The organism is Bradyrhizobium sp. UFLA05-108 (assembly GCF_059803455.1).
In genome coordinates, this window is sequence record NZ_JBANAZ010000049.1 from 60685 (window position 1) to 73861 (window position 13177).

General features: G+C 64.1%; 12 protein-coding genes and 1 tRNA gene. 9 read left to right on the top strand and 4 right to left on the bottom strand.

Annotated elements, in window-relative coordinates:
• Positions 1-116 precede the first annotated feature (116 nt).
• Complete coding sequence (locus SO140_RS30340) at positions 117-710, top strand: TMEM175 family protein (RefSeq protein WP_449381243.1); 594 nt, start codon at positions 117-119, stop codon at positions 708-710.
• A gap of 5 nt (positions 711-715) precedes the next feature.
• On the opposite strand, the gene SO140_RS30345 is transcribed toward SO140_RS30340, so the two are convergent.
• Positions 716-1102, bottom strand: coding sequence for a YciI family protein (locus tag SO140_RS30345; RefSeq protein WP_449381244.1), 387 nt, complete (start codon positions 1100-1102; stop codon positions 716-718).
• 100 nt (positions 1103-1202) lie between these two features.
• Positions 1203-1916, bottom strand: a complete 714-nt coding sequence (locus tag SO140_RS30350) for a substrate-binding periplasmic protein (protein WP_449381245.1) — start codon at positions 1914-1916, stop codon at positions 1203-1205.
• Between the two features lie 340 nt (positions 1917-2256).
• On the opposite strand from SO140_RS30350, the gene SO140_RS30355 reads away from it, so the two are divergent.
• Entirely contained in the window at positions 2257-4653 is a 2397-nt protein-coding gene (locus tag SO140_RS30355; RefSeq protein WP_449381246.1) for an ATP-binding protein, read from the top strand.
• A 300-nt stretch (positions 4654-4953) separates the two neighbouring features.
• Here SO140_RS30355 and SO140_RS30360 read toward each other — a convergent pair whose 3' ends face one another.
• Positions 4954-5628 (bottom strand): GntR family transcriptional regulator, encoded by a 675-nt coding sequence (locus tag SO140_RS30360; RefSeq protein WP_449381247.1) that lies wholly within the window; start codon positions 5626-5628, stop codon positions 4954-4956.
• A gap of 119 nt (positions 5629-5747) precedes the next feature.
• Here SO140_RS30360 and SO140_RS30365 point away from each other — a divergent pair, with 119 nt between their 5' ends.
• The 7 genes from SO140_RS30365 to SO140_RS30395 all read left to right on the top strand — a co-directional run bounded on the left by SO140_RS30365 (position 5748) and on the right by SO140_RS30395 (position 12145).
• Positions 5748-6545, top strand: a complete 798-nt coding sequence (locus tag SO140_RS30365; RefSeq protein ID WP_449381248.1) for an enoyl-CoA hydratase/isomerase family protein — start codon at positions 5748-5750, stop codon at positions 6543-6545.
• Between the two features lie 9 nt (positions 6546-6554).
• A complete protein-coding gene (locus SO140_RS30370) occupies positions 6555-7814 on the top strand; it encodes a CaiB/BaiF CoA transferase family protein (RefSeq protein WP_449381249.1) in 1260 nt (419 codons plus the stop codon).
• Positions 7815-7874: 60 nt separating this feature from the next.
• The gene (locus SO140_RS30375) at positions 7875-8867 is read left to right on the top strand and encodes a Bug family tripartite tricarboxylate transporter substrate binding protein (RefSeq protein WP_449381250.1); all 993 of its coding nucleotides are present in this window, start codon (positions 7875-7877) and stop codon (positions 8865-8867) included.
• A 48-nt stretch (positions 8868-8915) separates the two neighbouring features.
• Complete coding sequence (locus tag SO140_RS30380; protein ID WP_449381251.1) at positions 8916-9398, top strand: tripartite tricarboxylate transporter TctB family protein; 483 nt, start codon at positions 8916-8918, stop codon at positions 9396-9398.
• Between the two features lie 11 nt (positions 9399-9409).
• Positions 9410-10945: a tripartite tricarboxylate transporter permease gene (locus tag SO140_RS30385; protein WP_449381252.1), complete on the top strand. Its 1536-nt coding sequence runs from the start codon at positions 9410-9412 to the stop codon at positions 10943-10945.
• Complete coding sequence (locus tag SO140_RS30390; RefSeq protein WP_449381253.1) at positions 10942-11973, top strand: 4-hydroxythreonine-4-phosphate dehydrogenase PdxA; 1032 nt, start codon at positions 10942-10944, stop codon at positions 11971-11973. Before SO140_RS30385 ends, SO140_RS30390 begins: the two co-directional genes overlap by 4 nt.
• 98 nt (positions 11974-12071) lie before the next feature.
• A tRNA-Gly gene (locus tag SO140_RS30395) sits at positions 12072-12145 on the top strand.
• 699 nt (positions 12146-12844) lie between these two features.
• Here the strand turns inward: SO140_RS30395 and SO140_RS30400 are convergent.
• A partial coding sequence (locus SO140_RS30400; RefSeq protein WP_498543525.1) for an ATP-binding protein occupies positions 12845-13177 on the bottom strand: 333 nt, incomplete at its 5' end.

Here is a 13177-nt window from a genome sequence, read left to right on the forward strand (position 1 = left end):
CCCGGTGAAAGCCGCAGATTCCGCGATCCGGCCGCGATCCGCAATGCGGCTGGACGGGGCGCGATTTAGGATCTAGGGGAGAAGCTCGACCTTGGTTCCAGCCTCGTGCCCCCTAAATGACCGACCAAGATACCGACCAGTTCGAGATGCGCCGGCTGGAGTCGCTCAGCAACACCATTTTCGGTGTCGCCATGACTCTGCTCGCCTATAGCCTGCCCAAGGCCGACGAGCTCAAGACGGCGCCGACCTGGAGCGATCTCGACCATCTCTATTCCGGACGCGTGGCGGGCCTGATCCTGACCTTCGTCGTCGCCGGCGTGTTCTGGATCAGTCATCATCGTCGCCTTGCGCGCCAGCCCGAGGCCGGCCGAGGTGTGGTGCTGCTCAATCTCGTCTTCCTGCTCTCGATCATCCTGCTGCCGGTCACCAACGGACTCTATGGCAGTTACCGGCTGAGCAGTGCCGTTGCGGTGCTCTATGGCCTGCATCTGACCGCGATCGCGAGCCTCAATGCCTGGCTCTGGTGGCTTGCGTCCCGTGCCGGCCACCGTCACGAGATTGCCGGCGCGATCTTTCCAGTGCTGGTGTTCGTGCCGGGCACGCTCGTGGCAGTGGTCGCGCCGGAATATGCGCAATTCGTCTGGTTTCTCGCCTTCGGAGCGTTATTGATGCGCCGGTTCGTGAAGGGGAATCCGGCCAGAAGCGCTTGAGGACGTCATCCCTCGGCCGCTGTCGTGCCAAACCCATCGGCCGGAAGGAAAAGCTTGATCGGGCGGATTTCGTAGACCGCGCTCGGATTGACCCTGCGCAGTTCCCGCGCGGCGGCGATCGCGCCGGCCTCGTCCGAAAACTCCATGATGTAGAAACCGAGCAGTTGTTCCTTGGTTTCGGCAAAAGGTCCGTCCAGCACCCTGCCCACGCCGGGGCCGCGCAGCGTGCGGGCCTTCCCGGTCTGGTCGAGCCGTGCCGCGGGTCCGAAATGTCCCCTGGCTTTCAAGGGTTCTTGGACCTCGCGAAGCCCCTTCATGACGGCGGCGTCCTCGTCTTTCGTCCAGGACATGACCTCGCTTTCCACGTGATAGGCCAGGATGGCGTAGAGCATCGTCACCTCGCTTGTTTTCCGCCTTTGCCGGTTCAAGGACGGATGACGGCCGATGAATCCGACAATCCTCGATCTGGAAATATTTTAACCGCCCCCGCCGTCAGGACTCGCTCAGCACCTGCTTGACGAGCCGCTCGCGCAATCTGGCGAGCTCGCCGCTTGCGGTCATTTCTTCGATCACCTTTCCGACCTTCGGCACGAGGTCGCGGTGGCGTTCGTGCAGATAGTGGTAGATGTCGATACGTTCGAGTGGCGGCGAAAGCGGATAGATCCGTGCCTGCAGGTTGAGCTTGCGCACGGCGACGAGCCCGCTGAACAGATCGGTGACGATCACGTCGAAGCGGTCAGCGTCCAGCATCTGGATCAGGCTCTCAAGGTTCGTGGTCGCGGTGACGCGGCCAAATCCATGCGTGCCGTTCTCCGAGGAACCGACGCCCCGCACGATGCCGATGCTGTAGTCCTTGATCGAATCCCAGCCGGCGACGTCAAAACGAAGCTTCGTGGCGAAGACCGCCGGCTCGATATAGTTGATCGCGGGCGTCACCCGGAGCAGCGTCGGGTAATCCTTGGACAGCGTGCCGATGCGCTGGATCTCGCCGTCGAGTTCGCCTGCGCTCGAAAGCGCGAGCGCGCGTTTTCCGGGCACATCCTCGAATTCGAGCTTGATGTTCAGCCGCGCATAGACGACGCGCAGCATCTCGCCGCCGACATACTGATCGGGAATGTTGGCGATCCGCGCCAGCCGGATGACCGACTGTGCCTGTGAGGGATGGGCGAACAGCAGCAATGCGCCAACAAGACATATCCGCCACATGATGCGTCTCCCGCTCGTCCTTGCTACCACTGGATTCATGGCCCGGTGCGATCTACCGCGGATGGTGATCGGCCCTGCGAATCACAACGGCCATCCGCCACCAGTGAGGCGGGGCCTACTCCGCACTTTGACCGATGACATTTTAGCACGCATGGTGCTAGTTTGCGGAGGCTTCCTGCGGCTGGGCACAAAAATTGACCCCCACAGACGAATCATCGTCCAGGATCTAGCAGGGAGGCTGCGCCCTTGGGGCGGGTCTTCCAGGGGAGGCCGAACTGTCGAACCGCGGCAGGCCGCAACGGGCCGACGCAGGATTGTCGCCATCTCGGGGGAGTGGTGCATGGGCAACGCAGGTGAGCACGATCCCAATCGCGGCCGCGCCATTGCGCCGGCGGCCGCGAATGAGGATCTGGTACGAATAGGGGTCCCGATCGGGCCCCCGCTGCCGCGCGTCTTCTCGTGGTTTCGCAGCGGCATCGGCCTGCGCCTGCTGTCCGCCGTGCTGCTGTTCTCCTCGATCGTGACGTTGACCCTGACCGCGCTTCAGCTCTATCTCGACTACGATCGCGAGATGGGCATCATCGAGACGCGGCTCAACGAGATCGGCCGCAGCTATCTCGGCAGCCTCGGCGAGAGCCTCTGGAGCCTCGACAAAAACCAGCTCGAGCTCCAGCTCAACGGCATCATGCGACTGCCGGACATCCAAGCGGTCGAGGTCCGCGAATTCGCCGATCGTCCGAAACCGATTCGGGTGGCGGTCGGCGAAAGCGGTGGCCGAGCGGTGGTGGCCCGCGACTATCCCATCGACTACGTCATGCAAGGCGAGAAGCACAGGATCGGCACGCTGCATGTCGAGGCGACGCTGACCGACGTCTACAGGCAATTGCTGAACCGGGCCCTGATCATCCTGGCGAGCCAGGCGGCCAAGACGTTCCTCGTCTCCCTCTTCATCATCTACATGTTCCATTTGCTGGTGACCCGGCATCTCGTCGCCATTGCCGAGTTCGTCAGCAAATACACGCTGGCGCGGCCGCAGCCGCCGCTGCGCCTGGAGCGCGGGCCGACGCACGAGGTCGACGAGCTCGACAAGGTGATCGATGCGTTCAATGCCATGAGCGCGAGTCTGCAGCGTGCTTATGGCGATCTGCGGCTCGCCAATACCAATCTGGAGCACGATCTCCAGGTCCGGCGGCGTGCCGAGGGTGATGCGCGCCGCAGCGAACAGCGCTTCCGCGACTACGCGGAAACCGCCTCCGACTGGTTCTGGGAGACCGGGCCGGATCATGTGTTCACTTATATCTCGGATCGCGCCGGCTCCTTCGGGATGGCGCGCGATCTCGTGATCGGCAGGCGGCGTCCCGACGGCGCAATCGATCGGGAGACCGAGCCGCAGAAATGGCGCGACCACATGGCTGCGCTGGAACGCCACGAGCCGTTCCGCAAGTTCGAGTATCGCGGCCGCGATGCAACCGGACGCATCAGGCATTTCAGCGTCAACGGCCGGCCGGTGTTCGACGCCGACGGTCGCTTCCTGGGGTATCGCGGCTCGACCACCGACCTCACCGACCAGCACGAGACCGAGGAGCGGCTGCGGCAATCGCAGAAGATGGATGCGATCGGCCAGCTCACCGGCGGCGTCGCGCATGATTTCAACAACGTGCTGACGGTCATCACCGGGACGATCGAGATCCTTCAGGAGGGCCTTGCGGACAAGCCGCAGCTTGCCGCGATCGCGCAGCTCATCGACGACGCGGCGACGCGCGGCGCCGAGATCACCTCCCAGCTCCTGACCTTCGCGCGGCGCCAGCCGCTCGACCCGCGGGAGATCGACGTCAACGGCCTCGTGGTCGAGACCGCGCGGCTGCTCAAGCCGATCCTCGGCGAGCACATCGAGATCGACGCCGAACTCGCTGACGATGCGTGGTTCGCGATGGCCGATCCGTCGCAGCTTTCCTCGGCGATCGTCAATCTCGCCGTCAACGCGCGCGACGCCATGCCGGGCGGCGGTAAGCTCACGCTTCAGACCGCCAATCGCGTGCTCGACGGCGTGGGCGAGTCCGGTGATCGCGAGATGGAGCCCGGCGAGTTCGTGATGATCGCGGTGGCCGATAGCGGCCATGGCATCCCCGCCGACATCCGCGACCGCGTGTTCGAGCCGTTCTTCACCACCAAGGGCGTGGGCCGCGGCACCGGGCTTGGGCTCAGCATGGTCTACGGCTTCGCCAAGCAGACCGGCGGCACGGTCGCGATCGACAGCGAGGAAGGTCGCGGCACGGTGGTGAAGCTGTTTCTGCCGCGCTCCGTCGGCCGGATGGCGAGCCAGGCCGGGCCCGTGGCCGCGCCCAGCGTGCCGCGCGGGCACGAGACGATCCTGGTGGTCGAGGACGATCCCCTGGTGCAGGGCTATGTGATCGCCCAGCTTGGCAGTCTCGGCTATCGGACGCTGGTTGCCAGCGATGGCGCGGCCGCGCTCGCGCTGGTCGGGCAGGGCATCAAGTTCGATCTCTTGTTCACCGACATCATCATGCCCGGCGGCATGAACGGACGGGAATTGGCCGAAGCGATCCGCGAGCGCCGTCCCGATGTGAGGGTGCTCTATACGTCAGGCTATACCGACGACGCCATCGTGCATGAGGGGCACCTCGATCCCGGTATCGCGCTGCTGAGAAAACCATACCGGAAGTCGGAGCTGTCGCAGATGATCCGCGAAGTGCTGACCGGCGGCCTGCCGCATTGATCCCGGCGCAAGACGACCGGCTTGTGCGCGAAAAACAAAAGGCGCGGCGGGGAAAACCCCGTCGCGCCCGATCTGTTGTCTCGCTGGTCCAGGGCTGAGAGCGCCCCGTTGCCAGGCTTCACGTCAAAGCCTAGCGGGCGATCCCAGCGAGGTGACAGCGCTTGAGATAAGACACTGGATCACCTCCTTTCGTTGGTTTCGGGAGACTCAATATAGGTCGAGATCGCGCGGCTGTTAAGGGGCGGAATTGTTGCCGCTGGCCGGGAATAAATCGCCAGCTCTGATGATCTCGTCGCGTGCTCAGTCGTCGTCTTCATCCGCGGCGGCGACGGCCGCGCCGTCCGTCTCTGCAAAACCCGCCTGCAAAACCTCCTCGCGCTTGTGGCGCAGGTGGGCGCGCAGGATGTGGGCGAGGCCCGTGCCGTCACGCCGCTGGAGCGCATTGAGGATCGCTTCGTGCTCCCTGACGGCGAGTGCCCAGCGCCGCGGCGTCATCGGCGTGACGTAGCGCGCGCGGCGAATGCGTGCCGTCACGGAATTATAGAGACTTGCGAGCACGGGATTGCCGGCTGCGGTGACGATGGCTTCGTGGATGGTGCGATTGCAGCGGTAGTACTGGATCAGATCGCCATCGCGATAATGCTGCGCCATCGCCGTTTGCGCGGCGCCAATCTCGTCGACCTCGTCCTCGGTGATGCGCTCGCAGGCGAGTTCGCCGGCGAGCGCCTCGAGGCCCTGGCAGACCTCGAAGAGGTCGCGCATATCCTTGTCGGTCAGCTTGGCCGCTCGCGAGCCGCGATGGGGCAGCAGTTGCACGAGGCCCTCCGCGGCGAGCACCTTGAGCGCCTCGCGCAGCGGCGTGCGCGAGATCTGGAGCCGCTCGCACAGTTCGCGCTCGGGTATCCGCGCGCCCGGCGGGATTTCGCCGTCGAGCAGGATGGCACGGATGCGGCTGACGACGTCCTCATGAAGCATGGGACAAGGCTCTATTTTGAATGCAAAAGTGAGTTTATAGACTTAAATATACAAAGTTCCAGCTTGAAAATCCCATATTTTGCATTCAAAAATGTAAAAAACAAAAGGGATGTGAGGAAATGGACCTCCAAGTCGCAGAGGCGGAACACCTCGTTTTCGAACGTGGGGACGGCATCGGGCGGATCATTTTCAACCGCCCACAGGCCCGCAACGCCTTCACCTTCGCCATGTATGAGCGGCTAGCCGCGATTTGCGAAGAAGCGAACAGCGATCATTCCATCAAGGTGCTGGTGCTGCGCGGTGCAGGCGACAAGGCCTTCGCCTCGGGCACAGACATCAATCAATTCCGCGAATTCAGGACGCCGCAGGACGCGCTCGATTACGAGAACCGGATCGATCGCGTGCTCACCACGCTCGAGCAATGCCGGGTGCCGACGATCGCGGCGATCAACGGCTTCTGCACCGGCGGAGGGGCGGGGATCGCGGCGGCCTGCGATCTGCGCATCGGCACGAAGAGCGCGCGTATCGGATTTCCCATTGCGCGAACGCTCGGCAATTGCTTGTCGATGTCCAACGTCAGCCGTCTCACCGCGATCATTGGGGCCGCGCGCGTCAAGGATCTGATCTTCACTGCGCGCCTCGTCGACGCCGCGGAAGCCGCAAGCCTCGGTCTGCTCAGCGAAATCGTCGAGGATGGTACGGCACTCGACAAGCGTGCCGACGAGGTCGCGCGCCTGCTCGCCAGCCACGCGCCGCTGACGCTGAGCGCGACGAAGCAGGCGGTGGCCCGCTTGCAAAAGCGGCTGACGCGGGAGGAGGGCGAAGACCTCATCCTGATGTGTTACACGAGCCAGGATTTTCGCGAAGGGCTCGATGCTTTCCTCAACAAGCGCGCCCCGCAATGGCGCGGCCAATAGGACGAGCCGATGAAAAAGGATCAATCGCACTCCACCGCTCGTGCCACGGGACCGCTGGCCGGCCTCAAGGTGATCGATCTCACCCATGTCATGGCCGGACCGACCTGCACGCTGATGCTCGCCGACATGGGCGCCGACGTCATCAAGATCGAGAAATGGCCGAACGGCGATGACACCCGCCATTCGGTGCCGCCGAAGATCGGCGACGAGGCCGCCTCCTTCCTGATGATGAACCGCAACAAGCGCGGCATCGTGCTGGATCTGAAGACCGCGGGCGGCAAGGAGGTGCTGCGACGGCTGATCGCGAGCGCCGACGTGCTGGTCGAGAATTTCGCGCCGGGCGCCATGGAGCGCCTCGGCTTCGGCTACGAGGACCTGCACAGAGAGTTTCCGGCGCTGATCTATTGCTCGCTTTCGGGCTTTGGCCGCACAGGTCCTTACAAGCACCGTCGCGGTTTCGATCTCGTCGCGCAGGCGATGAGCGGCATCATGAGTTTTACCGGCGAACGCCCCGACGGTCCGCCGGTGAAATGCGGGCCGCCGCTGTCCGATATCACTGCCGGCCTGCTCGCGAGTATGGGGATCCTTGCGGCCTACACGCATCGCCTGAAGACCGGCGAGGGGCAGTGGGTCGAGACCTCCCTCTATGAAGCAGCCCTGGTGCAGACCTATTGGCAATCGACGATTGCGCTGGCCGCGGGCACCGCGCCGCGCGCGATGGGCTCGGCGCATCCGCTCAACGCGCCGTATCAGGCCTTTGAAGCCTCCGACGGCTGGCTGGTAGTCGGCGGCGCCAACAAGAAGCATTGGCTGTTGATGCTGGAGGCGCTGGGCGCGAGCGAGCTCGCCGCCGATCCGCGCTTCGTCACCGGTGCCGACCGCATGGCGCATCTCAAGCAGCTCGAGGAGGTTTTGAGCGAACGCTTCCGCACCGGGACGCGGGCGCATTGGCTCGCGGCGCTGGATGAGAAGGGTGTGCCGTGCGGACCCGTGCACGACATGCTGGAAGCCCTGAGCGATCCGCAGACGCTGGCGCGCGAGATGGTCGTCGAGGTCGAGCATTCAACGCTCGGTCCGGTGAAGACCATCGGGCTACCCGTCAAGTTCTCGGAGACGCCCGGCAAGGTCCGTTCCGGCGCGCCCGTCTATGGCGAGCACACGCGCGAGGTGCTGGCGGAATACGGGTTCGACGAACAACAGATCGAAGCGCTGGAAAAACAGGGCGCAATCGTATCGGCGTCCACACCGCGCGAGGAACGAGTCGCCTGACCGGGCGTCGATACGACAAACAAGAACAACAGCCAAAAAGGCAAAAAATCGGAGGACATCATGCGTAGCACGTCAACATTTCTGCTTTCCGCAGCCGCGGTCATCCTCGCCGGCACGGTGCCGGCACTTGCGGCCTGGCAACCGCAGAAGCCGATCGAGTTCGTCGCCACGGCCGGGCCGGGTGGCGGCACCGACAATCTTGCGCGCGCGGTGCAGAACATCATCACCAAATACAAGCTGACGGAGCAGCCGATCGTCGTCGTCAACAAGGGCGGTGGCAGCGGTGCCGAGGGCTATGTCTACGGCAAGGTCTCCGCAGGCGATCCCTACAAGGTCATTTTCGGCACGTCGAATGCGTGGCAGCAGCCGCTCGTCTCCAAGGTCGCCTTCAACTACACCGACCTCACTCCCATTGCGGCGATGGCGCAGGACGAGTTTTTGCTCTGGGTCAAGCAGGACGCGCCCTACAAGACCGCGGGCGACTATCTGAAGGCGGCGGCATCGAGCGAATTCAAGATGGGCGGCGCGCAGTCAAAGGACACCGACGAGGTGCTGACCCGCATGATCGAGAAGGCCGGTCACGTCAAACTGACCTACATCCCCTTCAAGAGTGGCGCCGAGGCCGCCGTGCAGCTCGCTGGCGGGCACATCGATTCCCACGTCAACAATCCCAGCGAAAGCCTCGGACAATGGCGCGGCGGAACGCAGCGCCCGCTCTGCGCCTTCAGCCCGAAGCGGCTGCCGCAGGGTCCGAAGATCACCGCGACCGAAGGCTGGAGCGACGTTCCGACCTGCGTCGAGCAGGGCCTCGACATCAAGCAATATGAGCAGCCGCGCACGGTGTGGCTGCCTGGCAAGGTCACGCCAGACCAGACCGCGTTCTATGTCGACCTCATGAAGAAGGTGCAGGCGACGCCGGAATGGAAGGACTACATCGAGAAGACCTCCCAGGTCGACACGTTCCTGACCGGCGGCGACTTCGACAAGTTCATCAAGGAGGACCTCGAGCACCTCAAGCAGGTGGCGAGCGAGCAGGGCTGGCTCATCAAGTAAAAAGGCTAAGCTGCAATCCTGATGTCTCGTATCGGACTGGAGTCCTCGATGATATCGCGCCGCGCTCTTGAACTTTCGACCGCCATCCTCACCGGCAGCTTTGGTGTGGCGGTTGTCGTCTCCAGCCTCGACAACGGCATCGGATGGTCGAGCGCGGGTGTCGACGCCGGCACGTTTCCGTTCCTGACCGGTGTCATCATCGTTCTTGGCAGCCTCTACAATCTGGTGCGTGGCGCATTGCCGGCCGTGACGCTCGCGAGCGTTCCCGTGGCGATCACACCGACCGAGCTGCGCCGGCTCGCAAGCCTGTTCGTTCCGGCCGCGATGTTCGTTGCGGCCATCCCGCTGCTCGGGATGTATCTCGCCTCGGCCATCTATATCTTCGCGGTGCTCGCGATCCCCAGATATCAATCCGTGCCGCGTGCGCTCGCCATGGCGGCGGCGACAGCGCTCGCGCTCTACGTGGTGTTCGAGCGCATGTTCCAGGTCACGCTGCCGCATGGCGCGCTCGCCGCCGCGTTCGGGTTCTGACGGAGAAGCCAATGGATAATCTCCAGGAACTCCTGCACGGCTTCACCATCGCGGTCACGGTGCCGCATCTGGTGCTGATGGTGATCGGCGTGCTGCTCGGCATTCTCGTGGGCGTCCTGCCGGGGCTGGGTGCGCCGAATGGCGTGTCGCTGCTCTTGCCGCTGACCTTCGGCATGCAGCCGGTGTCGGCGATCATCCTCCTCTCCAGCATGTATTGGGGCGCGCTGTTCGGCGGCTCCGTGACCTCGATCCTGTTCAACATCCCCGGGGAGCCATCGTCGGTGGCGACCACCTTCGACGGCTATCCGATGGCACGCGACGGACGGCCGACGACGGCACTCGCCACCGCCTTCGGCTCGGCCGCGTTCGGCGCGCTGGTCGGCGTCATCCTGATCACCTTCCTGGCCTCATGGGTGGCGCAGGTCGCGCTCGCCTTCGGGCCGCCGGAATATTTTGCGGTCTATTTCCTCGCCTTTGCGAGCTTCGTCGGCATGGGCGGCGCGGCGCCGATCAAGACCGTCGTGGCGCTCGCGATCGGTTTTGCGATCGCTGCGATCGGCATCGACACCGTCTCCGGCAGCGTGCGCCTCACCATGGGCGTCGACGAGCTCGTCAAGGGTGTGAGCTTCGTCGTCGCGGTCATGGGCCTGTTCGGCATCGGCGAGCTCCTGGTCGCCGTCGAGGAGGAGGTTCATGCCCGCGCGGTCTCCTCGAAGATCGACTGGGGCGAGGTGTTTCGCGCGGTGGCGCGCCTGCCGCGGCATGGCATTGCCTTGCTGCGCAGTGCTGCGATCGGATGCTGGATGGGGATCACGCCGGGCGGGCCGACGGCGGCGTCCTTCATGAGCTACGGCATCGCCCGGCGCTTCTCACGCCGCGGCCGGCATTTCGGCACCGGCGAGGTCGAAGGCATCATCTCGCCGGAGACGGCCGATCATGCGGCGGGCACCAGCGCATTGTTGCCAATGCTCTCGCTCGGCATTCCTGGCTCCGCCACTGCGGCAGTGATGATGGGTGGGCTGATGATCTGGGGGCTCAATCCCGGACCGATGCTGTTCGTCGACCAGAAGGATTTCGTCTGGGGCCTGATCGCCTCGATGTATGTCGGCAACATCGTCGCCGTCGCGCTCGTCCTGCTCACCGTGCCCGTCTTTGCCGCCCTGATGCGCATCCCCTTCGTCGTCATCGCGCCGCTGATCGTGATCATCTGCGTCGTCGGCGCCTATTCGGTGTCGAACTCCTATCTCGACGTGGTCATGATGCTCGGCTTCGGGATCGTCGGCTATCTCTTCAAGAAGCTGTTCTATCCCTTGGCACCATTGGTGCTCGCGATCGTCATCGGCGACAAGGCGGAGGACGCATTCCGGCAGTCGATGCTGATGTCCAAGGGCTCGCTCGGAATTTTCTTTGCCAACCGGCTGGTGACGTGTCTGGTGGTGGCCGGCATTGCGCTGTTGCTGCTTCCGCTCGTGCTGCAGCTCACGCGTCTCTGGCGCAAGCCCACGTCCATTGCCGAGACGACAAGCCAGGAAAAGGTGATCATATGAACGCAAAGCCGCTTGTCGCATTGGCGATGGGAGATCCCGCCGGCATCAGCCCGGAGCTGACAGCCAGGCTCGCGGCGCTCGACGACATCCGCGCCCGTGCCCGGCTCGTCGTGATCGGCGACCGCCGCATCTTCGACGAGGGCGCGCGCGTCGCCGGCGTTACTCCAGAGCTGAAGACGGTGGAGCAGGGCGCTGATTTTCGCGCGGCGGAGGGCGATGCGCTGTTTGTCGATTTTGGCCATCTCGCCCCCGCGGAGGTCGAACGTGGTGTTGCGAGCCTTGCCGGGGGCAGGTTCGCGCTGGCAAATTACCGCCACGCGCTCGAGCTTGGCCGCGATGGCCGCGTCGATGCGGTCTGCTTCACCCCGTTCAACAAGCAGGCGATGCGGCTTGCGCGCGCCGACTATGACGACGAGATTGCGTTCTCGGCGGAAGTCGCCGGGCTCAAGACCGCGGCGAGCGAGTTCAATGTGCTGGGCCAGCTCTGGAACGCGCGGGTCACCTCGCACATTCCGCTGAAGGACGTCGCGGCGCGATTGTCCGTTGAGCGCATCCATCGCGCACTGAAACTGACCGACAGCTGCATGCGCAACGCCGGCTTTGCGCGGCCGCGCATTGCGGTCGCCGGGCTCAACCCGCATGCCGGCGACGGCGGCAATTTCGGTCGCGAGGAGATCGACATCATCGCGCCCGCGGTCGAAGTCGGCCAGCGCGAGGGTATCGCCGCCGAGGGGCCGTTCCCGGCTGACACGGTGTTTCTGCGTGCAAAGAACGGTGCCTTCGATGCGGTGCTGACGATGTATCACGACCAGGGACAGATCGCGATGAAGCTCATGGGCTTTGATCGCGGCGTAACCCTCCTCGGGGGCTTTCCGTTTCCGATCTGCACGCCCGCACACGGCACCGCCTACGACATCGCGGGCCAGGGGATCGCGTCCACCGGCGCCAGCCGCGCCGCTCTCCTGCTCGCCGCCGAGATGGCCGGCCGTCGCGGCAGGGCGGAGGAGGTGCGGGCCGCAGCGTCCTGACATGGCGGCGCGCGATGGAGCTCGGCTGTTCGCAACGCCAAAAGGCGGGGTCTGGACGGTTGAGGCGCCCGGCGCGGCGTGTTAGGGGATGCCTCAATGCGGGTGTAGCTCAATGGTAGAGCAGCAGCCTTCCAAGCTGAATACGAGGGTTCGATTCCCTTCACCCGCTCCAATGATTTCAATGACTTAGCCTGCGAGTGCGCCTAAATTCCAACAAGTCGGGCTGAACGCTTCCGACCAAGTTCTGGCGGCCTGTTCGCGATGGTTCGTGCCATGAAGGTCGAGTTCAATCTCGGGCGAGTGCTCAGGCATTCTGGCCGCGCTTCTTGATGCGCTTCAACTGGGCCATCTGCGTGATGCTGGGCTTCGACGTTCTGATGCTGAAGGGCGCTGCTGCAACCGCAATTGGCTGGGCAGGACACTCGCTTGTAGCTGTCAGCCCATAGCGACTTCTGACGAAGCTCTCCCCGCAACTGCAACGACGGATTTTCTCGCACCAGATTTCCTCAACGGAGGCGGTCGCGCGCATCCCGCAGTTCTCACACTCCCCAAAGGACCGAGAAGCCGATGAGGCCCAGACAAAAAGAAAGACCGCCTGCGTTGCCACAAGCGGCCCAAGTCTAGGGAGGAAACGCCCAAGGAGGGCGTGCGATAGCGGGAGCGCTACCGCACGCCCTGTAGATAAGACGATCGCGATCGCGGCTCAATTGGAACTCGGCAAGTATCGGTCATCCAAACGGGTAACGGACCTATACAAAGGTTTACGTGCCCGCCCTTACAGCCGATCCGTCTCGGCTCACGTCTGCTTAGTGTCAAACGCCATCCGGAACTGCCCCCTTTGCGTCATGAAGAACTGCCCCCACCCTCGGGTTCATGATGTCGGTTGAAGGTTGGCTCCGCCGCTGACGGGACGGAGGGAGGCGGAGCCGACCGGAGGGCCGTCAGCGGCGGGCGGCTTGATGAGGCCGCTCTTTCGCTTGGCGCGGAGCCGGTAGCTGTCGCCGCGGATGGTCAGCACGTGGCTGTGGTGCAAGAGCCGGTCGAGGATCGCGGTGGCGACCACTGGATCGGCGAACACTGTGCCCCATTCGGCAACGCTGCGGTTCGACGTGATCAGCATGGCGCCGGTTTCGTAGCGCCGGCTGACCAGCTGGAAGAACAGATGCGCCGCGTCAGGCTCCAGCGGCAGATAGCCGAGCTCGTC

Bases quoted from the DNA above. Each gene is read 5' to 3' on its own strand.
- SO140_RS30375 (WP_449381250.1), top strand. From the start codon at position 7,875: ATGCGTAGCACGTCAACATTTCTGCTTTCCGCAGCCGCGGTCATCCTC.
- SO140_RS30370 (WP_449381249.1), top strand. From the start codon at position 6,555: ATGAAAAAGGATCAATCGCACTCCACCGCTCGTGCCACGGGACCGCTG.
- SO140_RS30365 (WP_449381248.1), top strand. From the start codon at position 5,748: ATGGACCTCCAAGTCGCAGAGGCGGAACACCTCGTTTTCGAACGTGGG.
- SO140_RS30345 (WP_449381244.1), bottom strand. From the start codon at position 1,102: ATGCTCTACGCCATCCTGGCCTATCACGTGGAAAGCGAGGTCATGTCC.
- SO140_RS30385 (WP_449381252.1), top strand. From the start codon at position 9,410: ATGGATAATCTCCAGGAACTCCTGCACGGCTTCACCATCGCGGTCACG.
- SO140_RS30355 (WP_449381246.1), top strand. From the start codon at position 2,257: ATGGGCAACGCAGGTGAGCACGATCCCAATCGCGGCCGCGCCATTGCG.
- SO140_RS30350 (WP_449381245.1), bottom strand. From the start codon at position 1,916: ATGTGGCGGATATGTCTTGTTGGCGCATTGCTGCTGTTCGCCCATCCC.
- SO140_RS30390 (WP_449381253.1), top strand. From the start codon at position 10,942: ATGAACGCAAAGCCGCTTGTCGCATTGGCGATGGGAGATCCCGCCGGC.
- SO140_RS30380 (WP_449381251.1), top strand. From the start codon at position 8,916: ATGATATCGCGCCGCGCTCTTGAACTTTCGACCGCCATCCTCACCGGC.
- SO140_RS30340 (WP_449381243.1), top strand. From the start codon at position 117: ATGACCGACCAAGATACCGACCAGTTCGAGATGCGCCGGCTGGAGTCG.
- SO140_RS30360 (WP_449381247.1), bottom strand. From the start codon at position 5,628: ATGCTTCATGAGGACGTCGTCAGCCGCATCCGTGCCATCCTGCTCGAC.